The sequence below is a fragment of the Methylosinus sp. is20ea genome (assembly GCF_059718135.1).
Genome location: NZ_AP046088.1, coordinates 3,953,039 through 3,974,286, shown reverse-complemented (window position 1 = coordinate 3,974,286; position 21,248 = coordinate 3,953,039). Strand labels below are relative to the sequence as shown.

Below are 21,248 nucleotides of genomic sequence, written 5' to 3'. Positions count from 1 at the left end.
AGCCAGCGGGCGGGATAATGGTGAAGGCCTGTCGATGAACAAAGAGCAATGCGTTCTCGTGTGCGGCGTCGGAGAAAGGGCCTCGGCCGTGGCCAGGCGGCTGATCGGCGAAGGCTATGCCACCGTTCTCCATCAGGAGCGGCCGCCGCGCTCTTTGCGGCGGCGCATGTGCTATGCGGACGCCTGGTACGACGGCATCGCCACTCTGGGCGGCGTCGAGGCGCGCCGGGCCGATCGGCCGACAGAATTTCTCTGCGGTATGCAGACCCGGCAATTTCTTCCACTGTTGCTGCGGCCTCTGGAGGAGGTCGTGGAGCGCTGGCCCTGGGACGTCATCATCGCCGCGCCGGACCATGACGGGCGGCCGGCTCGCTCGCTCGCCAATCTGGCCGAGCTGACGATCGGCGTCGGCTCGGGCTTTGTGGCCGGAACCGATTGCGATCTGGTGATCGCGACGGATGGGCTCGATCCTGGCGCAGTGCTGCGCGCGGGCGATGCGCCGCCGCGCCGCCGCGGCGCCGATCGTCTCGCGCTCGACTATTGGGATGTGATCGCCTCCGCCGAGGGCGGTTTCGCGTCGCGCAAGAGCATAGGCGATCGCGTCGAGGCCGCGGAAATTTTGGGCTTTCTCGGCGAGGAGCCGGTTCGCGCGCCGGTCGCCGGGCGGATCAGCGGGCTGGCGCGTCCCGAGCAGATGGCGCTGCCCGGCGCGCCGATCGCCGAGATCGCGACCTCCGAGCGCGCGCCCGTCGTCGGCGTCGGCGAGCGCGACAAGCTCATCGCGCGCGGCGTCTCTTTCGCCGTGGAGATGGAGACAGGGGGATGGACCCCCGTTTCGATCGGCTCGCGCTGACGCGCGCCAGGCGGCGATATTCGGCGGCGACGTTCGTGGCGTGGCTGAAGGCGCGGGATGCTGCGATCGACCGATATCTTGCGCCGCCGGGAGGCAGGCGCAGCCTTCCACGCCGCTTTCGAGCGTCTTTGGGCCGAGAATTGGCGGCCTCAGCCCGGAGCGTCGGTCATCGAATCGCGATCCGCTCTCGCGAGAGGCAATGTGAAGCTGAAGATCGCTCCGCCTTCCGGATTGGATTCGGTCCATATCTTTCCGTAATGCGCTTCGACGATCGAGCGCGATATCGACAATCCGACGCCTATGCCGCGCGTCTTCGTCGTGACGAAGGGCTCGAACAGCTTGGCTTTGACCTTCATCGGCACGCCGGGACCGGAATCGGCGACGTCGATCCGAATCATGTCCGTCTCGGCCGAGGCCGTCGACACCGTCAGCTCGCGCCTGTCCGAGGCGCGCATCGCATCGATGGCGTTCCGCATCAGATTGATCAGGGCCTGCTTGATCTGGACCTCGTCCACCAGCGCGCGATCGTCCTTCGCATTCAAATGAAATATCGCATGGACGCCCGCCTGTTTCGCGGTCGGGAGAGTGAGCTCATAGGCCTCCTCGATCAATTTGTGCACGCTCTCATAGGTTTTCTTCGGCTCGTCGCGGGAGACGAACTCACGCAGGTGATCGACCACCCGCGCCGCCCACAGCACTTGCTCGACAGCGCTTCCCAAAATGCTTTCGATGCTGGCCGGTCGCTGCTTCGACGGGAGCTTCAACGACCGCTGCGCCGCGTGGAGATAGGTCGCGGCCGCCGTGAGAGGCTGATTGATCTCATGCGCGAGGCCGGTGCCCATCTCCTTCATCGAGTTCAGACGGTCGGCTTGCAGCTTCTGCACCTGCTCCTCGGTGCGCGTCGAGCCGGTCACATCGATGAAGGTCGCCACGACGCCGTCGATCTGTCGGGAGGCGCCGTGATAGGCAGTGAGGCGGGCGAGATAATAGGGCGCGTCGGCGTCGTTCTCGTGCACGCGCCGCTCGATCGAGGCCCCGCTTTCCAGGACCTTGCGAAGATCGGCGGTCAAATCCGGATAATCGAGCTTGGCGGCGAGGTCGGTCAGCGGTCGTCCGGCGTCGGAGGGGATGATATTGAAGATTTGCGACGCGGTCGGGGTGAAGCTGCGGATGACGAGATTGTGATCCATGAAGATCGTCGCGATCCGCGTGCTCGCGAACACATTCCTCAGATCGCTGTTGGCGCGATCCAGATCGTCGATCTTGCTCTCCAGCTCATGATTGACGGTCCGCATCTCCTCGTTGAGCGATTGCAACTCCTCTTTGGAGGATTCGAGCTCCTCATTGGTGGATTGCGTCTCCTCGTTCAGCGAGATGAGCTCTTCATTCGCTGATTTCAGCTCCTCGAGAGCGGTCTCATATTCCTCGATCGTCGCCTGCAATCGCTCGCGGGTCTCGAACAATTCGCTTTCCAGCCGCGCCGTATCGCTCGTCGACTCGCGTTCGCCCGGGAGCGGCTGGGCCGCGTCGGCTGTCGAAGCCTCCCTTCCTTGGAACAGAATCAAGAAAAGCGACTGGCCGCCATCCCGGTCCGGCAGAGGCTCCGCTGTCAGCGAAACCAGCTCCGCGCCGGTGTCATCGGTCTCGACCTTCACATTCTGGCGCGTCGCGATCCGGCGCATCTCGATCGCCTCATGCAGCACGGCGCGCAAATCGAGACGCAGCCCCTTGCGCGCCATAGCGAAGAGCTGACGATCGGGAGCGCCGGGCGGCGCTTCGAGATATTTGCCGGTTCGGGCGGAAAAATGAACGATGTCGCCGTCTTCGGTCACGACGACATGGGGTGGCGCGAATCGTTCGGCGATCCGCGCTTCCACCGCCCGCCGCAGTTGCGACACGGATCCGGAACTCGTCTTGGCGGACGCGTGAGCGGAGAATGGAATGCTGTGCAAGCTCGCCATGAAAGGCGGCATGCGTACGCGCCGGCCGGAGTCGCGAGCCTCGAACAGGCAATGTTTCTTGTCGAGCAGCGTGAACAGCTCGGCGAATTGGCCGACGCTCTCCGACATGCCGAGAAAGAGAAACCCGCCGGCTCGCAGCGAATAGTGAAAGATGGGAATGACCTGCCTCTGCGCGTCGGATCCCAGATAGATCAATAGATTGCGACACGAGACGAGGTCCATATGCGAGAAAGGCGGATCGCGCAGGATGCTGTGGGGAGAGAAGACGCAAAGGTCGCGAACCGTTTTGACGAGAACATAGCCGCCGGACTCGGCGGTGAAGAAGCGTCGGCGTCGTTCCTCCGAAACGCCGTCCATCAGCGTAGCGGGATAGCGGGCGGCGCGCGCGATCGTCAGAGCCGCCTCGTCTATATCCGTCGCGAAAATCGTCACGCGCGGCGCGGCCCTCAGCCCGTCCATATGTTCGCGCAGAATGATCGCGATCGAATAGACTTCTTCGCCCGTGGAACAACCCGGAATCCAGACTCGCACCGAGTCGGCCGCTCCTTTCCCCTCGAACAGCCGGGGGACGACGCTTTTCTCGAGCGCGCCGAAGGCGTCCGTATCGCGAAAAAAGCTCGTGACATTGATCAGCAGGTCGCGAAAGAGCGCCGTCGCCTCGCCGGGAAGCTGACGCAGGCGCTCCACATAGTCCGTGATCGTCTCGCATTTCTGGATTTGCATGCGGCGACGGACCCGGCGCATGAATGTCTTCGTCTTATATCCGCTGAAGTCATGCCCCGCGTGATCGCGCAGAATCGCATAAATGGCCTGGCGCGCGTCGAGGACGACGCCATCGTCCTCGTTCATTCGCGCATCCGAGGCGACATCCTCCGGCTCCGCTATATCGCGCATGATCTCGATGAGCTTCGTCGCCATCGTATCGACGGGAACCGCGAAATCGACGAGCCCGCTGGCGATGGCGCTGCCCGGCATTCCCCCGAAGCCCGGACCCGATTCATCGGTCGCCTGCGCCAGGGTCACGCCGCCGTGCTCTTTGATCGCTTTGATGCCGAGAACGCCGTCGCTGCCGCTGCCCGACAGCACGACTCCGACCGCATATTCGCCGCGGTCGCGCGCGAGCGCGCTGAAGAAAATGTCGATCGGCGATCGTTCGTGATGGGCGGCGTCCGTCGCGATCAGCCGAAGCCGCCCTGCGGCGATCGTCAGAATCGCGGCCGGCGGAATGACATAGATCTTGTCTTTTTCGAGCTGCTGTCCGTCGCGGGCGACCTCGACGCTCAATTTGGCGTGGCGCGCCAATATGTCGGTGAGCAGGCTCTTTCGATCCGGCGCCAGATGCATGATGACGACGAAGCTCATGCCCGGATCCGCCGGCATGGCGCGGAACAAGCTCTCCAGCGCTTGGATTCCGCCTGCGGAGGCGCCGACGCCGACGATGGGGAACGACGAGTCCGGGTTCATTGGCGCTGCCTTCGGTGTCTCTTTTAGATAATGCGCGTCTGCGTCTTTGATGTCACCTCACGGGCGATGGGCATGGCTCGCGCGGGAGCTGCGAGACGCGGTTGCCGCGACGGCTGATCCGTGGGACCCGCGATTGTCGAGGCCACCCGCTGATGGCATCCTTTCACCCGAACCCATTCGGCGAAGCCGGGCGACAATATTTGGTGGAGAATCCCGTTGAATGGCGGCATTGAAAAATCTTGTTCAGGATACGAATTTTATGACCGTTTTCCGAAACGACATTCAGGGTCTTCGTGCAGTTGGAGTCGTTCTCGTCGTTGCCTTTCACCTTTGGGTAGGACGCCCTTCCGGCGGCGTGGATGTCTTTATCGTCATTTCGGCTTTCCTCGCCACACAGAGTTTTTTTCGAAACAGCTTTGCCGGATCTATAAAATCGACCCTGCGATTTTGGGGTCGGGTCAGCGTGACGCTCTTTCCGACTGCGTTTATCGTAATCTTTCTTACCCTTTTGTGGGACTACTGGACAAATAGAGAGATATTTTATCTTTTTGGCCCTCGCGAGGCAATTGCTGCTTTGTTTCAGTTTGAAAATATCGCGCTAATGAGATCTGGTGTCGACTACAACGACGTGAATCGAGTTCCGAGCCCATTCCAGCACTTTTGGGCGCTTTCTCTGCTTGTGCAATTCTATATCATTCTGCCGATATTTATTTCAGGAGCCGCGCTGCTGAGAAAATTTGCGCTCGGAGGAAAGCATCGAACGAAAATCATTTTCTTCTTTTGCATCTGTCTCATGGCCCTCTCTTTTGGCTACGCCTTATATGCGACGAGCAATGCGCCGGCCGCGGCCTATTTCCATCCATTGGCGAGATTGTGGGAGTTTCTGACAGGCGTCCTTTGCGTTGGCCTCATCAGCAGAACCACAATCGACGATCGACTGAGAGCGCTACTGTCCTGGCTGGGCTTTTCGATGATCGTCCTGACGGGCGTGATCATTCCCGGCAATTGGAATTTTCCTGGTCTCGCAGCTGTGCTTCCAGTTTTTGGAGCGGCATTGCTCATCGTCTGCGGATCTAAGCCTTCCGCCTGTGACGTCGGAAGTCTCTTAAAAACGCCCCTCTTCATCCCAGTCGCCGAGCTGGCGTTCGGGGTCTATCTCTGGCACTGGCCGGTTCTCATCCTTTCGATCGAGCCGTCGCAGGGTCGGATCGTCAGCATAACCACAGGTGTTTGCATCGTTTTGCTGTCGGTTGCGTTGGCATTTGCGACCAAGGCGCTCGTGGAGACGCCATTACGAAGACTTTACACCGAGGTCATCGGTTCTAGCCGCGCTGACATAAAAAGGCTCATCTTTCCCTTTGTCGCCTCTATCGCGATCGCGTTTCCCGCAGTGGTGTTGCTTGTGCCGTACATACGAAATTATACGGAAGAGTTGCAGACTGAAGATATAAATATAACATATGGCTCACTTAGTTTTGATCGATCCGTAATCGGATTGGGATATCCCCATCAGAAAGATTGCATGTCTACCGATTCGACGCTGAAAATGTGCATATTCGAGAGCGCCGCAGAAAACGCGACGACAGTCGTGCTCCTCGGAGCGTCTCATATATTTCAATGGCTGCCGACATTTCAGGAAATCGCGCGCCATATTCCTCTGCGCATCGTGGTTTTATCGAAAGGCGGTTGCCGGTTGAATGGGTATCAGAGACTTTTCGTAAACCGTATTGGCGCAGTGACCAAGGTCGATGAATGCGAGAGTTGGGTGAAAGAGGCGTTCGATAAGCTGAGGGAGCTGAACGCTAATGTCGTATTTACGACAGCGACCGCGATCCGAGAGTTCAACGAAGGGGATAGCGTCCCGGATGGCTATGCGCAGGCTTTTCGGAAACTATCCGATGTGGCGAACTATGTTATTCTGATCAGGGATACGCCAATTATATCAGTAACAAGTAATTCAACAATGCTTTGCGCGTTACGACATCCTAATGAGCTCGAGCGATGTGGAGCGCTCAGGACGATGAGTCAAGAAATTGATATCGATAAAGCAGCTGGTCCGCTCATGAAAAACATTTTCTATATCGATTTGACAAATATGATTTGTACTGCAGATTTCTGTCCTGCAGTTATAAACAATATGATAGCTTATGTTGACAGTGAGCATTTGAGTGTTCGGTTTGCACGCAGCCTGTCATTTGCGCTCGAGGAGAGAATAAGACTGGCTGTTCCATCGCTATTTTCTGGCAGACTTGATTACATTTCAGAATATGAACAAATACGATAAAATATATCGAAGGTAACTTCAGATATTCTTCTGTAGCCTTTAGGTTCGAGGGCTGGCCCGGATTTTTCCCTCGTGAGACATGCGTCGCGGTCTTCCGCCTCCATGGTGCGTGAGCGCCTTTAACGCCAGCGCCGGGGTCCATAATGGCTGGGTATTCGACAGGCGTGGCGCAGCGACGATCTCGCCTTCCAGCTCGATAGGGCGAGCGCATGGAAATCAGGCGCCTTGAGCACGAGTGCGCAAGAGCCGCCGCCTGGACGGGCTGTTCGGGGCGGCATTTCGTGGGATGACCGCGATCGTTCGCAGGCAAAAACCCGAAAACAACCGCTTGCTGTGTTTGTTGGTCGGAGTGAGAGGATTCGAACCTCCGACCCCCTCGTCCCGAACGAGGTGCGCTACCAGGCTGCGCTACACTCCGATATGGCGGCCGCGAAGCGGTCGCCGCTGGTCGAGGCGGTTTATAGCTTCAGGTTCCTCGACCTGCAACAGCTGTTTGCGCATCATCGTCTCTCACTTGCGTTCGAGCCGCAGATATTGGAAATCCGCCTCGTCCTCGGCCGTGCGCGGCGGCGTTTCGCGCGCGGCGACGCGCCATTGCTCGGGATCGAGCGCCGGAAACAGCGCGTCGCCAGCGACCGTCAGCGCGACCTCGGTGAGGTGAATCACATCCGCCCGCGGCAAAAAGGCGGAATAGATCTGCGCGCCGCCGGCGATGATGATCTCCGGCGATTTCATCGCTTCGGCGAGCCGCGTCGCCAGCTCCAGCGCCTGCTCGAGGTCGCGCGCGAGATGCGCGCCCTCGGGGCGAAACTGCGGATCGCGCGACAGAGCGACGGTTTCGCGGCCGGGCAGGGGGCGCCCGATCGATTCGAATGTGCGCCGCCCCATCAGCAGCGGCCGACCCCAGGTCAGCGCGCGAAAGCGCGCGAGATCGCTCTTCAGCCGCCACGGCGTGCGCTCCTTTGCGCCGATGACGCCATTGCGCGCCACGGCGGCGACGAAGACCAGTTTCGGCTTCACGCGCTCCAGAGCCTCCTCGACAGCGCTTTCCGCTCGAGCCGATTCGCTCGAGAGATTTCGCTCTAGCGTCTTTGCGTGTTTCAGTGAAACACGCAAAGACGCTATCTTCTGTTTTGACGCGTTTCCAACGCCGAACCGGCGTCCACTTCGGCTGGAAACGATTTAAATGAAAAATTAGAACTGTTTTCGATCCAATGGCGTCGGAAACCGTTCTCGCCTTCCCGCCGCGCGGCCCTTTGCCGCAAGGTCGGAGCATTCCTATATAGACCACGCCCGAGTGATTCCTTTCTTCGGGCGAACTCGAGGATAGTCATGTCGACTTGGACATCGAACTCCAAATCTCTGCCGGCGCTCGCGCTCGCCCTGCTCATCGCCTTCGCCCCGGCGCTCGCCGAGGCCAAAATGGGCGGCGGCGCGAGCTCGGGAAGCCGTGGCTCGCGGACCTTCACGCCGCCGCCCGCGACAACGACGGCGCCGCGTCCGGCCGCGCCCATGGAGCGCAGCATCGCGCCGCAGCCCGCGCCGCAAGCGCAGCCCGCCGCGCCGCAGCGTCCGGCCGCCGCTCCCGCCGCCGCTCCTGCCGGCGGCTCTTTTGGTCGCGGCCTGCTCGGCGGCCTCGCCGGCGGCCTGCTCGGCGCCGGCCTGTTCGGCCTCCTCTCCGGCAATGGCCTGATGGGCGGGCTCGGCGGCCTCGCCTCGATCATTGGCCTGCTGGTCCAGATCGCGATCATCGGCGGCTTGGCGTGGCTCGCCTTTCAATGGTTCTCGGGCCGTCGTCTCGCCGGCGCCATGGGCGGCGCCGGAGCCGGATCCCGTCCGGGGGGATTCGCCTTCACCGGCGGCGGCGCGGGTCTCGGCGCCGCTGCGCCGCCACGCCATGCCGCCAATGAGCCCGTGACGCTGCGCCCGGAGGATTTCAGCGCCTTCGAGCGCGTGCTCGGCGACGCCCAGGCGGCGTATAGCCAGGAGGACATCGGCCGGCTGCACGAGCTCGCGATGCCGGAGATGGTCTCTTATTTCTCGGACGATATTCGCGCCAATGCGCGCGAGGGCGTCATCAACCGCATCTCGGAGGTGAAGCTGCTTCAAGGCGATCTCTCCGAGGCCTGGCGCGAGGGCTCGGAGGAATATGCGACGGTGGCCATGCGCTTCTCGCTGATCGATCTCTTCATCGATCGGGCGACCGGCAAGGTCGTGTCCGGCGACGCCTCCCAGCCGACCCAATCGACCGAGGTGTGGACCTTCCATCGTCCCGCTGGGGAAGGGCCTCAGGCCTGGAAGCTCTCGGCCATCCAGCAGACCGCCTGATCCTCGCCGCCACTGTCGCGACGCGAAGCGCCCCTTTCGAAGGGGCGCTTTTCGTTTCATTTCGCCGTCAGGCGCTCGAACTCCACGACATGGGCGTCGGCGCAGCGCGTCCAGGAGAATTCCTGCGCGCGGCGAACGGCTTCCACTTTCAGCCGTCGGCGCTCCGTCGTATCGGTGGCGAGGCGAAGAATCGCCGCGGCGATCTCGGACGGGTCCAGTGGGTCGACCAGCAGCGCGGCGGCTCCGCCGATTTCCTCCGTGCTCGATCCGCGCGAGGTGACGACCGGCGCGCCGCAGGCGAAGGATTCGAGAATCGGCAGACCAAAGCCCTCGGCGAGCGATGGAAAAACGGTGCAGATCGCCCCTTCATAGAGAGTCCAGAGGTCTTCGTCCGGCACGCGCCCGAGAAAGTGAATCCGTTTCATCGCATCGGCGGCGGTCCGCTGGAGCTCGGCGAGGTCGACCTTCCATCCTTCCTGGCCGACGACCAGCATATGCAGATCGCGAATTTTAGGCTGGTCCGCCAGCAGCGCGAAGGCGGCGATCGCGTTGAGGAGGTTCTTGCGCGGCTCGATCGTGCCGACGCACAGAAAATAGCGCGCGTTTCGCGGCAAATCGACGATTTTGCCGAGCTCGCGGCGCCCGCTCCGGCCGCCCTCGTCGGCTGCGAGATAAGCGACGGACGACGACGCCCGCAGCGTTGGCAGCGCATCGAGCAGCTGTCGCTGCGTCGCGCGGGAATTGCAGAAGATATGATCCGCCGTCAGCAGTTGACGCAGTTGGTGCTGGAATGCCGATACGGCCTCCGCGCTGAACCACTCTGGCCGCTCCAGCGGAAACAGATCATGCACCATTATGCATTGCGGCAGGGCGGCGTAGCGCGCCGGCGCGGCTTCCACTGGAAAATAGGGGAGGAGCACGACGGCGCGCGCGGGAATGGCGTCTTCGGCGCGCGCCTCGCGCTCGAGCCAGACGGGCTCGGCTTCGACCAGCCGGCTCCATTCGCGGCGCAGCGACGGTGAATAGAAGACGCGCAACTCCACGCGGGAATCGTGCAGCAGCTCGTTCACGACGCTCTTCGCGTAGCGATGAACGCCTGTCCGCGCCTTGGGGTCGACGACCGCCATGCAGAGAACGTCGACATTGACATAGACGACGACCGCGCCGTCTCGAGTGGGCGTTGCCGCCGCGCGCCCTGCGACTGTTTCCGACAAGCTGAGCAAGGTTCGGGAATCCGCATCGTAACGATGCGCTCTCAACTCGTCGACGAGGGCCGCGCGTCCCTGCGATGCGACGAGGCGTCGCGCCTCGAAAAATTCGTCGCGCGAGGGAGTGCGCCTGTGCGCCGCCACCAGGCAGGCCAGCGCGAATTGCGAATCCGACATGCCCCGCTCGGCGGCGACCTGCGTCCCGCCGAAGAATGGCGCGGAAAGCGCAATGTCCAGCTCCGCGAGCAGTGGACGATCCTGCCGATTGCGATATTCCTCCGAGCCGGTGAATTCCAGAATAACGGCCTCTCGCGCCTTTCCGCTCCTGATCGCTTGCGCATAGTTGTGCAATTCATCGTCGCCGCAGGCGCGCTGAAGCAGATACGCGTAGGCGAGCAGGATGAATTCGACGAGTGGCAGAGACAGAAGAATGTCGAGATCGTCGCAGGCCAAAAACGCGGGGTCGACAGGCGGCGTGAGGCGCGGAACGAAACGTCGTCGCTCGTCGCCAGACAATGTCATAAATTTTATGGCGCGCAGCAGCTTGGATCGCGTGCGCGCGTCGAAGAGCGACAGATACCGCCCATAATAGAAAACGAATGCGCGCGTGCGGCGCTCCGCCGGGCAATACTCGTTCAGAATGTGCAGTATCGGACGCACGAAATTGGCCGAGCGCAGCGAGAAGAATTTCATATTCTTCTTCGAGAAGGGGCCATCGGCGTCGAGCGTGAAGCGATTGTAGAGCCTCGCGCGAAGAGCGACCAGGCGTTCTATGCCGGCCTTCTCTGCGCGCATGGTGAATTCGCTGTCCGCATGATAATGCGGCGCGTTGCGCTGCTCATAGAGACCGATTTTCTCGAACACGGATTTGTGGACGAGCGTGCCATTGCCGCACAAATAGTCGACCGCGATCATGTCGACGCCGCGCCGCTCCTTCGCGTCGAGCGCATCCTCATAGACATTCGCGAAGCCCGTCTGCACAAAGGCGCCGCTCTCCCAATTATTATAGGCGCCGACGCCCCAGAGCCGGCCGGGCTCATTGGCGTAGGAGATCACGCCGCCGACGATGGGCGCGTTGCTATCGAGCGCGCTATCGACGATGTTGGCGATGAAATCGCCGGGCAGTATGGCGTCGTCATTGAGCGTAAGAATATAGTCGCAACCGTCTTCGAGCGCCGCTTTCACGCCGGAATTCGTCGCCGCCGTCCAATAGTGCCAGCCTGGATCGTCGATGACGACGATCTCGCTCGCGCCGAGCGCGCGTAGCGCCTGTGGCGTGCCGTCGGTCGAACCCGAATCGACGATATAGAGCCGGAAGAAAGGATAGGTCTGCTCGCGCATGCCCCGTGCGAATCCGAGCGTCCATTCGCGTCGGTTGCGGACCGGCGTGACAACGCCCACGATCGGGTAGACGCGCCGCGCCTTCCGCGCCGTCTCGGGCGTGGTGGTCACTGGCTCGCGCATGTTCTCGGAGGAAAGCGGCGCTTCGCTTTCGGCGTTCGCCGGATCGCTGCGTCGAAGGAAAATATCTGCCATTCTCATTGTCGACGACCGGCTCGAGAGTCATGTGCGCGAGAGTCATTGGCGCAAGAGTCATTGGCGAAAGACGCGCCGCCAGGAAAGCGCAGACGCGTTCCCCGCGTGCAAAAGGCGCTGAGATAGGCGACATCGCCATTGTATAGATCGCTCAGCGGGCCGCTGCGGCGGATCATCGCGTCGAGGATCGCGAAGCCGTCTCTGCGGCGCGTCTCATATTGCAAGACGCCGTCGATTTCCGTCGGCGGCGGGTCGAGCGTCACATTCACCGCATCGACATCGATCTGCGCGTAAGTCGCCGACGGATTGAGATCGAGAGCCATCAAAATGGCGTCCACGACATCCGCCCGATAGGCGGAAGCGTTTTGCGGCAGAGTGGTGACGAGCTGATAGAGCGCGTCATTGTAGCGATGGCTGAAATCCTTCGTCGCGAGTTCGATCGCGCGTGGTTTGGCGGAATCGAGCACGATCAAGCGGCGCGCTTTGGCGAACAGGGCTCGCAGACCTTCGTCTCGCAGCAAGGAGACGTCGACGCCGACCGTCACCTGCGCCTGCGCTCCGAACAATCGGGCGTGATGCAGATCGATGTCCTCGATGTCTCGCAGCGCCGCGGCCTGCTCCAGCGCGAGCGGCTCCAGATAGAGGGCGAAGACGGCGAGCTTTTCAATCGTCGCGGGGCGCTTTTCGCGACGGCGCCCCGGAACACTCGCCTCGGCGGCGTCCCGCTTTTGATCGGTGAGCGTCTTGACGGCCTCGGTCAATTGCTCGGCCATTTTGTGCGACGAGAAATTTTCGCCGCGCGCATAGCCTTTTTCGACGAGCTCTCGACGCAGATCGGTATCGAGCCAAAAGCGTTCGATATCATCGGCGATCGCCAATGCGTTTCGCTCGTTTTGAAAATAGGCGCAGGCGTCGCCGCAGATCTCGGTGATCGCCGATGACGTCCCTGTGAGAACCGGGACGCCGAGCTTCATCGCGTCGACGAGAGGAATGCCGAAGCCTTCATAGAGCGACGGAAAGACGAGGCCGACGCTATGGACGAAATAATGCAGAAGCGTCGATTCGGGGAGAAAGGATTCGATCTGCACGAGGTCGGCGACGCCGAGGTGCTGCGCCCATTCCTTCAACTGTTTGACGCGCTCCTTCTTTGCGCCGGCGTTCGTCAGCAGGATCGGAACGTCGAGACCTCGGCTCCGGAGCACGGCGATCGCCTGCAGCAAAATCTCGTGGTTCTTATGTATCCACGGGACCGCCGGATAGATGAGATAGCGGCGCTCGATCGATTTTTCCGCGCGCGCGGTCGCTATGTCCTCCCGCGTCAACCGGGCGTCTTCCGCCATGAAGCCGCTCAGATGCATCACGCGGATCGAGTCGACGCCGTAGAACGTCTCGAAGTTGCGTCTCTCGAAGTCGGAAATTGCGACGAGCGCATCGGCGCGATCGAAAACATAACCATATTCGCGCAGACGCATCACGTTCTCGGTTTCGGAAAAGAACGTCGGATGATGCATGTGCTGCAGATCGAGAACGCAGCCGAGCACGGGAATATGGCTCGGAATATAGGTCGGACGCAGCGCGTTCAGCGGATCGAAATAACAGTCGCACCATTCTAGATGCTCATTCATTTGTGCGGTGTCGTCGGCGGTGACGACGACGAATTCCGCTTTTGGAAAGCGTGGCGCGAGATAAGCGTGAAAGGGCGCGACGGCGACGCGCAGGGAGACGAAATCCGGAAGATGGGTGAGATAGGCTTTGCAGACGCGGCCGGCGCCGCCGGCGCCCTCTGTCTCCGGAAGCAAGCGCACCAGATTCATCAGCAGGCGAACACGGCCGTCACGCTCACGTTGAAGTCTCGCGGCTTGCTCGTGAGCCGAAGTCGGTTCGAACTCGAGCTCCAGAAGCGAGAATTTCGGCCTCGAGCCGTCTGCCGGATCGAAGCGAATGCGCATGACCGGCGCGGCGAAGCGGCAATAGGCGGTGAAGCCGCCGTCAGGCTCTTCGAAGAAGCGGACGGGGAGACGTGCGTCCTCGGAAAATCCTGATCCCGTATCGATGTAGAAGCAGGCTTCGTGGAGCTGATCGAGCGCGGCGCCGCCGATTGCCCGAATGGCGTACGAGCCGGCGGGAAGCGGAATCACACCGAAACCGGCGAGTTCGAACTGGGGATCGAGGCCGGTGACGGTCCATTCGCCGGCGGTATCCGCATTCGCCTCGATGTCGAGCAGCGGGACGACGTCGAAACTGCGGGGAAAACGGCCGATGAACTTTCCGAGGTTCATCGATCTGACGGCCGATGTGACGAGACTCAGTGCTGATTCAGCTATCGACACGCGAACCTCAAGTCGTTGCTGCCCTTCAATATCTCGATATTTTATCGAGTCAACCGGTTCTCGCCAAAAGCGTCGCGCGCAATTGCCGTGCAGATATCCATACGAAAAATGTAATGGAAATATCTTATTCTCGTCGCGCGCCGAAGCCCGCCTCCTTTGAAGCCGGCGCCGACCGAAGAGGAGGCTCGCGGGTCGGGGTTCCGGGCGGAAACATGAGAACGCGCGCGAGGCGTCCCAACGCTTGTTCGGATTCGGGTCAGCCCACCCGATCGAGGACGGGCGCGCGCTCCGCTGTCTCCTTGGCGAGGAAGCACTGATAGGCGTCGGCGATGCCATCTTCGAGGGATATCTTCGGAGCCCATCCGAGCTCGCGAAGTCGGCTCGAATCCATCAATTTGCGTGGGGTTCCGTCCGGCTTTGTCGTGTCGAACACGAGACGGCCCGAAAATCCCACGGCGCGCTGCACCGTCTCTGCCAGTTCGCGGATCGTGACCTCGGAGCCCGCGCCGCAATTGATGTGCTCATAGCCGTCATAATTGTCCAGGCAGAAGACGACGCCCCGAGCGAGATCATCGACATGCAGAAACTCCCGTAGCGGCGTCCCCGTGCCCCAAACGATCACTTCGTCGTGACCGGCCTCCTTCGCCTCGTGAAACTTGCGGATGAGGGCGGGCAACACATGGCTCGTCTGCAGGTCGAAATTGTCGTTGGGGCCGTAGAGATTGCAGGGCATGACCGAAATATAGCTGCGGCCATATTGCTTGCGATAGGCCTGACAGAGCTTGATGCCGGCGATTTTGGCGATCGCATACCATTCGTTGGTCGGCTCCAGCGGACCCGTCAGCAGCGCATCCTCTTTGATCGGCTGCGGCGCGAATTTCGGATAGATGCAGGACGATCCGAGGAAGACGAGACGATTTACCCCTGCTACATGGGCGGAGTGAATGATATTGGTCTCGATCGCGAGATTGTCATAGATGAAATCGGCAGGATAAGTGTCATTGGCGTAGATGCCGCCGACTTTCGCCGCCGCGAATACGATGGCGTCTGGCCGATTTTGCTTCAGCCAGACTTCGACGGCGATTTGATTGCGGAGGTCGACCACGGAGCGGTCCGCCTTCAACACCGAAACTCCCTGCGCCTCGAGATATCTCGTCACGGCGGAGCCGACCATGCCCTTGTGCCCTGCGACCCAAACTCTGCGCGCGTCGGCCATATGTGAACAATCCCTCGTGGAGCGGAGGCCCGCCGACTTGCTCGATATAGTACGCGGGATTTTTACGGCAGATGCATCCTGTTGCGCAAACGAAAAATAGTGAAGAAATCCGCCGCTCGCTCGAAAAAGGCGCCTTCACGCAGAAAGGTAGAGACGAAGCGACGCGGCCTATCGGGGAGTGAGGCATATAGCGCAACAGCTGCCGGGGGGGGGGGCTGGCAATCGCGTCTCCGCGCGGCGCGGCAACTCGCGCTTCGAACGGGGCGGGAAGCGATCTTCGGCGTCGACTGACTAGCGGCCAGGGCGCCAGGGATAAAATGGCGTCCCGGAAGGGATTCGAACCCCTGACCTACGGTTTAGGAAACCGTTGCTCTATCCTGCTGAGCTACCGGGACCGCGACACGGACATCTACTAGAGCGGGGGCCGTTTGAAAAGGCGTGGCGCGTCACATGCGTCCCGCCGGCAGGCCCTGCCAGCGCGAGAAGATGCGATCGATCTTCGTCGCCATTATGACGTCGTTCTCGTGCAGGCCTTTGATTTTCTTCGTCTGCAGCGAGATGGTCGCATAGCCCCAGCCGAAGGCGATGTCCGGATGATGACCTTCGGCCTCGGCCAATTCGCCGATCTGCCGCACGAATTCCGCCGCCTCGCGGAAATTGCCGAAGCGGAAGCCGCGCTCTATGCGGCGCGCCTCGTCCAGGAGCGCCCAGTCCGGCGCCTCTGCGAGCAGCGCCTCCGCCATCGCGCGGTCGAGCGGCGGAACGCCGCCGCGGCAGGGCGTGCAGGTCTTTTCTGCGAGCGTCATCGGCATTGGAGGCTCCTACAGAGCGCTTTCCGCGAGAGGAAGCGGAAACGGGTCTAGCGATCGATCTCTCCGAAGACGATGTCGAGCGAGCCGACGATGGCCGCGACATCGGCGAGCATATGGCCGGTCGAGAGGCGGTCGGTCGCCGCCAGATGGGCGAAGGAGGGCGCGCGGATCTTGCAGCGATAGGGCCGATTCGATCCGTCGGCGACGAGATAGACGCCGAACTCGCCCTTGGGCGCCTCCACAGCGGCGTAGACCTCGCCGGGCGGGACGTGAATCCCCTCGCTGAACAGCTTGAAATGCTCGATCGTCGCCTCCATCGAGCGCTTCATGACGGAGCGCTCGGGCGGCGTGACCTTGTGATCGTCGACGGCGATCCGCGTCCTGCCTTCCGGCGCGCGCAGCTTGGCGACGCATTGCTTCATCAGATGCGCGGATTGGCGCATCTCGGCCATGCGCACGCAATAGCGGTCGTAGCAGTCGCCGTTGCGGCCGACCGGAATGGCGAAATCCAGCTCCTCATAGCATTCATAGGGCTGCGCCTTGCGCAAATCCCATGGCGCGCCGCAGGCCCGCAGAAACACGCCGGAAAAGCCGAGCCCCCAGGCCTCCTCGATCGTCACCACGGCGATATCGGCGTTGCGTTGCTTGAAGATGCGATTGTCGGTGAGCAGCCCTTCGAGATCGTCGCAGACCGCGAGGAAAGGATCGCAAAAGGCTTCGATATCGTCGAGGAGCGCGGCGGGAAGGTCCTGATGCACGCCGCCGATGCGGAAATAGCAGGCGTGCATGCGCGCGCCGGATGCGCGCTCATAGAAGCCCATCAGCTTCTCGCGCTCCTCGAAGCCCCACAGATTGGGCGTCAGCGCGCCGCAGTCGGAGGCCTGCGTCGTGATGTTGAGCAGATGCGAGAGCAGCCGTCCGATCTCGCAATAGAGCACGCGGATGAGCTGCGCGCGCTTTGGAATCTCGAGGCCGAGCAGGCGCTCGGCGGCGAGGCAGAAGGCGTGCTCCTGATTGATCGGCGCGACATAATCCAGCCGGTCGAAATAGGGCAGGGCCTGCAGATAGGTCTTGTCCTCGATGAGCTTCTCGGTGCCGCGATGCAGGAAGCCGACATGCGGATCGACATGGGAGACGACCTCGCCGTCGAGCTCCAGCACCAGCCGCAGCACGCCATGGGCCGCCGGATGCACCGGGCCGAAGTTCAGGGTGAAGCTGCGTTCAGAGCGAAAACTGGGCTGTGTTCTGTGGCCGAGGCTCATCTGCGTCCCCCTTCGGAGGGAAACCGGATCGGCGCGCCGACGTTATCCCCGGTCGATCCTCGATAAGGGGAGAAAGAGATGGGTGATCTTCTGCGCTGGGCCATCGTCTTCCTGGTGGTCGGTCTGATCGCGGCCTTCTTCGGCTTCGGCGGCGTCGCCGGCACGGCTGTCGACGCCGCGCGCATATTGTTCTGGGTGGCGGTCGTGCTCTTCATCATCGCCCTCGTCGGCGGCGTGTTGAGGCGCGGCGTCTGAGTGAGCCTGCGGCGACGGCGCGAGAGCGTCGCCGCCGCTACTCGTCGTCAACGTCGTCGGGCGGCGAAAGTTGCCGCCCATGCGGCCGCGCGCGGCGCTATCCGTGTTTCATTGAAACACGGAAAGACTATAGGCTTTCGTTTTGACGCGTTTCCAACGCCGAACCGGCGCCCACTTCGGCTGGAAGCGCTTTATATTCCCTCGGGCGGAAAGCGCGGGGAAGCGGCGCCTTGGACGAAGTCGAGAAACAAGTCTTCCGGCGCGCCCTCGGGCCGCTCGCCCCGCGGGCGGAGCGCCTGCCCGCTCTCTTGCGCATTCCGCTCGACGCCTTCCTGCATTTCGTCGAGCGCGACGGCTTCGCCATAGCGAGCCATATCGCTCTGTCGACGCTGATGTCGCTGTTTCCCTTTCTCATCGTGGTGACGGCGCTCGCCGGCCTCATCGGCTCCGAGAGCCTCGCCGACGAGGCCGGCCGGCTGCTGCTCGACGCCTGGCCGCCCGAGGTCGCGGAGCCCATCGCAGGGGAAATCCGGCGCGTCGCGACGACGCCGCGCGGCGGCACGCTCACTTTCGGCGCGCTCTTTGCCGTCTATTTCGCCTCCAGCGGCCTCGAGAGCCTGCGCATCGGCCTCGATCGCGCCTATGAGGCGGAGGAGACGCGCAGCTGGTGGCTGCTGCGGCTCGAGTCGATCCTCTATGTGGTCGGCAGCGCCGTGGCTCTGCTCGCGCTCTCGGTTCTGGTCGTGCTCGGCCCGCTCATCACCGATGCCGCGGCCCGCTATCTCGACTGGTTCGAGCCCTTCGAGACGATGGTGACGCTGGCGCGCTACGGCCTCGCCACTCTGATCCTGGCGCTCACGCTCCTGGCCATTCACATTTGGCTGCCGGCGGGGCGGCGACGCCTTCGCGACATAGCGCCGGGCGTGCTGGCGACGCTTTTGCTGTGGCTCGTCGCCGGCGCCGCCTTCGGCCGCTATCTCGCGGCCTTCTCGGATCGCTATGCGCTCACTTACGCGGGCCTCGCCTCGGCGATGATCGCGCTGGGCTTTCTCTATTTCTCGGGCGTCATCTTCATCTATGGCGGCGAGCTCAACGCCGCCATCGTCCGCGCGCGACGCGGCGCTAGATGAAAGGGAGAACAACGAAGGTCTCCCCTCATGGCTCCTCGCGCGCGCGCTTATTGGCAGGGCTATCTGCGGCTCTCTCTCGTCTCCATCGGCGTCGAGCTCTATGCGGCGACGTCGAGCGCCCAGACCATGGCGCTGCATCAGATCCACAAGCCCTCGGGCAAGCGCGTGCGCTATGAGAAGGTCGTGCCCGGCGTTGGTCCGGTCGACTCCGCCGATATCGTCAAAGGCTTCGAGATCGGCGACGATTCTTATGTCGTCCTCGAGCCGGACGAGCTCGACGAGATCAAGCTCGACAGCGGCAAGGCGATCGAGCTCGTTCAGTTCGTCGGCCGCGAGGAGATCGACCCGCGCTATTTCGACAAGCCCTATTATCTCGCGCCGGAGGGCGACGTCTCGACCGAAGGCTATGCAGTGATCCACGTGGCGCTGCGCCGCGCGAACAAGATCGGCATAGGCCGTCTCACCATGCGCGGACGCGAGAGTATCGTCGCGGTGACGCCGCTCGGCAGAGGCCTGCTCGTCGAGACTTTGCGCTACGCCAATGAGCTTCGCGGCTATGAGCCCTATTTCGCCGAGATCGGCGAGGGCGAGAGCGACGCGGAGATGGTCGCGCTGGCGACCGAGCTGATCGAGCGCAAGACCGCGCCCTTCGATCCGAAGGCGTTCAAGGATTCCTACGCCGAGGCGCTGCGCGCGCTGGTCGAGCGCAAACGCGAAGGCCATGTGATCGTCACCACGGGCGAAGAGGAGCGGCGCGGCCCCGGCAAGGTCATCGATCTGATCGAGGCTTTGAAGCGCAGCGTCGGCGAGAGCGCGCCGCCGCCGGCGCGCGGCAAGGCGCGCGTCGCCGCTTCACCCGTCGCCAAGCCGACCAAGAAGACGAGCGAGACCAAGACGAGCGAAAGCAAGACGGGAGCGGCCAAGAAGCGCGCCTGACGGGCGCGGAGGAGCGCCATGAGGAGCGAGACGCTCGCGGCCTATCGGGCCAAGCGCGACTTCCGCCGCACGACCGAGCCCGAAGGCGTCGCGCCGACGAAGGGGCAGGGCGCCTATGTCGTGCAAAAGCATCGCGCGCGCCGGCTGCATTTCGATTTTCGTCTCGAGCTCGACGGCGTGCTGAAAAGCTGGGCCGTCACGCGCGGCCCCAGCCTCGATCCCGCCGATAAGCGCCTCGCCGTGCGCACGGAGGATCATCCGCTCGATTATGGGCGTTTCGAGGGGACGATCCCCAAGGGCCAATATGGCGGCGGCGAGGTGATGCTGTGGGATCGTGGGCGCTGGACGCCGAAGGGCGATCCGCGCCGCGGGCTCGAGGAGGGGCGTCTCGAATTCACGCTGGAAGGCGAGCGGCTGAGGGGCGGCTTCGCGCTCGTGCGCATGCCGCGCCGGGGAAAGGAGCCGAAAGACAATTGGCTGCTCGTCAAAATGAAGGATGGGCAAGCCGACGCCGACCTCGATCCGGCGCGCGAATGGATGCGCAGCGTCGTGACCGGCCGCAGCTTCGAGGAGATCGCGGAAGGCAAAGCCGCCCGCCCGCCGCCTTTGCCGAAGTTCCGCGCCCCGCAGCTCGCGACGCAGGCCGCCGAGCCGCCTTCAGGCGATGATTGGCTGCATGAGATCAAATTCGACGGCTATCGCGCGCTCGTCGCGACCTGCGGCGGCCGGAGCCGCGTCTCTACGCGCTCCGGTCTCGATTGGACGAAGAAGTTTTCAGCAATTGCCGAGGCCGCCGCGCAATTGCCGATGCGAAGCGCGCTGCTCGACGGCGAGATCGTCGCGCTGGACGAAACAGGCCGCAGCGATTTCGGCCTGCTGCAGAAGATGCTGGAGAAGCGCCTGCGCGCGCTCGTCTTCTACGCCTTCGATCTGCTGGAGCTCGATGGAAAGGACATTTCGCGTGAGCCGCTGATCGCGCGCAAGGCGCGTCTCGCCGCGCTTTTGGAAGAGGCGCCCTCCGCCATACGCTATAGCGGCCATGTGATCGGCGCCGGCGCGCGCTTTCTCGCCGAATGCCGCCGCATGGGGCTGGAGGGCGTCGTCTCCAAGCGCATCGATCGGCCCTATCTCTCGCGACGCACGCGCGCCTGGATCAAGGTCAAATGTCTCGGCCGCGACGAATTCGTGGTCGGCGGCTACCGCCCTTCGACGAAGAAGGGCCGCGACTTCGCCTCTCTGCTGCTCGGCGAATTCGCCGACGGCGCTTTGCATTATCGCGGCCGCGTCGGCGCCGGCTTTTCCGACGGCGATCTCGCCCAGATCGGCGCAGCGCTGCGCGCGCTCGCGCGAAAGACGTCGCCCTTCGCCGTAATGCCTGCGGAGATCGCGCGTCAGGCGCGTTATGTCGCGCCACGGCTCGTGGTCGAGATCGATTATACGGAGCGCACGAAGGAAGGGCTGCTACGTCATCCGGTTTTCGTCGGCCTGCGCGAGGATAAGCCCGCGCGCGAGGTGAGGGGAAAATAGGGTGAGCGACAACCATCCTCGCCCTCATGCTGAGGAGGCTCTGCAGGAGCCGTCTCGAAGCACGAGGGCGAGCTCCAGAAGGCGGCGCGTGACGCTTTCCTCGTCCTTCGAGACGCGGCCTGCGGCCGCTCCTCAGGATGAGGAAA

General features: G+C 62.5%; 14 protein-coding genes and 2 tRNA genes. 7 read left to right on the top strand and 9 right to left on the bottom strand.

The genetic code is table 11. From position 1 onward, the window contains the following. Positions 1-34 precede the first annotated feature (34 nt). Entirely contained in the window at positions 35-853 is an 819-nt protein-coding gene (locus AC6IY7_RS18530; RefSeq protein WP_497780872.1) for a hypothetical protein, read from the top strand. A 149-nt stretch (positions 854-1,002) separates the two neighbouring features. On the opposite strand, the gene AC6IY7_RS18525 is transcribed toward AC6IY7_RS18530, so the two are convergent. Beyond that, positions 1,003-4,278 carry a CheR family methyltransferase gene (locus AC6IY7_RS18525; RefSeq protein WP_497780871.1) on the bottom strand — a complete coding sequence of 1,092 codons (3,276 nt, stop codon included), beginning with the start codon at positions 4,276-4,278 and terminating at the stop codon, positions 1,003-1,005. A gap of 220 nt (positions 4,279-4,498) precedes the next feature. On the opposite strand from AC6IY7_RS18525, the gene AC6IY7_RS18520 reads away from it, so the two are divergent. Continuing rightward, the gene (locus AC6IY7_RS18520; protein WP_497780869.1) at positions 4,499-6,562 is read left to right on the top strand and encodes an acyltransferase family protein; all 2,064 of its coding nucleotides are present in this window, start codon (positions 4,499-4,501) and stop codon (positions 6,560-6,562) included. Positions 6,563-6,903: 341 nt separating this feature from the next. On the opposite strand, the gene AC6IY7_RS18515 is transcribed toward AC6IY7_RS18520, so the two are convergent. Further along, positions 6,904-6,980, bottom strand: a tRNA-Pro gene (locus AC6IY7_RS18515). A 92-nt stretch (positions 6,981-7,072) separates the two neighbouring features. After that, positions 7,073-7,582: a dihydrofolate reductase gene (locus tag AC6IY7_RS18510; RefSeq protein WP_497780868.1), complete on the bottom strand. Its 510-nt coding sequence runs from the start codon at positions 7,580-7,582 to the stop codon at positions 7,073-7,075. 312 nt (positions 7,583-7,894) lie between these two features. Here AC6IY7_RS18510 and AC6IY7_RS18505 point away from each other — a divergent pair, with 312 nt between their 5' ends. Continuing rightward, positions 7,895-8,890, top strand: coding sequence for a Tim44 domain-containing protein (locus AC6IY7_RS18505; protein WP_497780867.1), 996 nt, complete (start codon positions 7,895-7,897; stop codon positions 8,888-8,890). Between the two features lie 56 nt (positions 8,891-8,946). Here AC6IY7_RS18505 and AC6IY7_RS18500 read toward each other — a convergent pair whose 3' ends face one another. From AC6IY7_RS18500 to AC6IY7_RS18475, 6 genes are all read right to left on the bottom strand, one after another. Next, entirely contained in the window at positions 8,947-11,634 is a 2,688-nt protein-coding gene (locus AC6IY7_RS18500) for a glycosyltransferase (protein WP_497780865.1), read from the bottom strand. A gap of 2 nt (positions 11,635-11,636) precedes the next feature. Continuing rightward, on the bottom strand, positions 11,637-14,300 hold the full coding sequence (locus tag AC6IY7_RS18495) for a glycosyltransferase family 4 protein (protein WP_497780864.1): 2,664 nt from the start codon (positions 14,298-14,300) through the stop codon (positions 11,637-11,639). Then, positions 14,221-15,180: a GDP-L-fucose synthase gene (gene fcl / locus AC6IY7_RS18490; protein WP_497780863.1), complete on the bottom strand. Its 960-nt coding sequence runs from the start codon at positions 15,178-15,180 to the stop codon at positions 14,221-14,223. The genes AC6IY7_RS18495 and fcl overlap by 80 nt, the downstream gene beginning before the upstream one ends. Before the next feature lie 318 nt (positions 15,181-15,498). Continuing rightward, positions 15,499-15,575 (bottom strand) — tRNA-Arg (locus AC6IY7_RS18485). Positions 15,576-15,626: 51 nt separating this feature from the next. After that, positions 15,627-15,992, bottom strand: a complete 366-nt coding sequence (locus AC6IY7_RS18480) for a 4a-hydroxytetrahydrobiopterin dehydratase (RefSeq protein ID WP_497780862.1) — start codon at positions 15,990-15,992, stop codon at positions 15,627-15,629. Positions 15,993-16,039: 47 nt separating this feature from the next. Then, positions 16,040-17,254, bottom strand: a complete 1,215-nt coding sequence (locus tag AC6IY7_RS18475) for an NADH-quinone oxidoreductase subunit D (RefSeq protein ID WP_497780861.1) — start codon at positions 17,252-17,254, stop codon at positions 16,040-16,042. Between the two features lie 78 nt (positions 17,255-17,332). Here AC6IY7_RS18475 and AC6IY7_RS18470 point away from each other — a divergent pair, with 78 nt between their 5' ends. The 4 genes from AC6IY7_RS18470 (at position 17,333) to ligD (ending at position 21,102) form a co-directional block, all read left to right on the top strand. After that, the gene (locus AC6IY7_RS18470) at positions 17,333-17,509 is read left to right on the top strand and encodes a DUF1328 domain-containing protein (RefSeq protein WP_497780860.1); all 177 of its coding nucleotides are present in this window, start codon (positions 17,333-17,335) and stop codon (positions 17,507-17,509) included. Positions 17,510-17,739: 230 nt separating this feature from the next. After that, the gene (locus tag AC6IY7_RS18465) at positions 17,740-18,639 is read left to right on the top strand and encodes a YihY/virulence factor BrkB family protein (RefSeq protein WP_497780858.1); all 900 of its coding nucleotides are present in this window, start codon (positions 17,740-17,742) and stop codon (positions 18,637-18,639) included. 27 nt (positions 18,640-18,666) lie between these two features. Further along, positions 18,667-19,575 carry a non-homologous end joining protein Ku gene (gene ku, locus AC6IY7_RS18460; RefSeq protein WP_497780857.1) on the top strand — a complete coding sequence of 303 codons (909 nt, stop codon included), beginning with the start codon at positions 18,667-18,669 and terminating at the stop codon, positions 19,573-19,575. Between the two features lie 18 nt (positions 19,576-19,593). After that, positions 19,594-21,102, top strand: coding sequence for a non-homologous end-joining DNA ligase (gene ligD / locus AC6IY7_RS18455; RefSeq protein ID WP_497780856.1), 1,509 nt, complete (start codon positions 19,594-19,596; stop codon positions 21,100-21,102). Positions 21,103-21,248: the final 146 nt, after the last annotated feature.

Bases quoted from the DNA above. Each gene is read 5' to 3' on its own strand.
- AC6IY7_RS18505 (WP_497780867.1), top strand. From the start codon at position 7,895: ATGTCGACTTGGACATCGAACTCCAAATCTCTGCCGGCGCTCGCGCTC.
- AC6IY7_RS18500 (WP_497780865.1), bottom strand. From the start codon at position 11,634: ATGGCAGATATTTTCCTTCGACGCAGCGATCCGGCGAACGCCGAAAGC.
- AC6IY7_RS18530 (WP_497780872.1), top strand. From the start codon at position 35: ATGAACAAAGAGCAATGCGTTCTCGTGTGCGGCGTCGGAGAAAGGGCC.
- ku (WP_497780857.1), top strand. From the start codon at position 18,667: ATGGCTCCTCGCGCGCGCGCTTATTGGCAGGGCTATCTGCGGCTCTCT.
- AC6IY7_RS18480 (WP_497780862.1), bottom strand. From the start codon at position 15,992: ATGCCGATGACGCTCGCAGAAAAGACCTGCACGCCCTGCCGCGGCGGC.
- AC6IY7_RS18525 (WP_497780871.1), bottom strand. From the start codon at position 4,278: ATGAACCCGGACTCGTCGTTCCCCATCGTCGGCGTCGGCGCCTCCGCA.
- AC6IY7_RS18495 (WP_497780864.1), bottom strand. From the start codon at position 14,300: ATGGCATCGCCGACGCCTATCAGTGCTTCCTCGCCAAGGAGACAGCGG.
- fcl (WP_497780863.1), bottom strand. From the start codon at position 15,180: ATGGCCGACGCGCGCAGAGTTTGGGTCGCAGGGCACAAGGGCATGGTC.
- AC6IY7_RS18470 (WP_497780860.1), top strand. From the start codon at position 17,333: ATGGGTGATCTTCTGCGCTGGGCCATCGTCTTCCTGGTGGTCGGTCTG.
- AC6IY7_RS18520 (WP_497780869.1), top strand. From the start codon at position 4,499: ATGGCGGCATTGAAAAATCTTGTTCAGGATACGAATTTTATGACCGTT.
- ligD (WP_497780856.1), top strand. From the start codon at position 19,594: ATGAGGAGCGAGACGCTCGCGGCCTATCGGGCCAAGCGCGACTTCCGC.
- AC6IY7_RS18475 (WP_497780861.1), bottom strand. From the start codon at position 17,254: ATGAGCCTCGGCCACAGAACACAGCCCAGTTTTCGCTCTGAACGCAGC.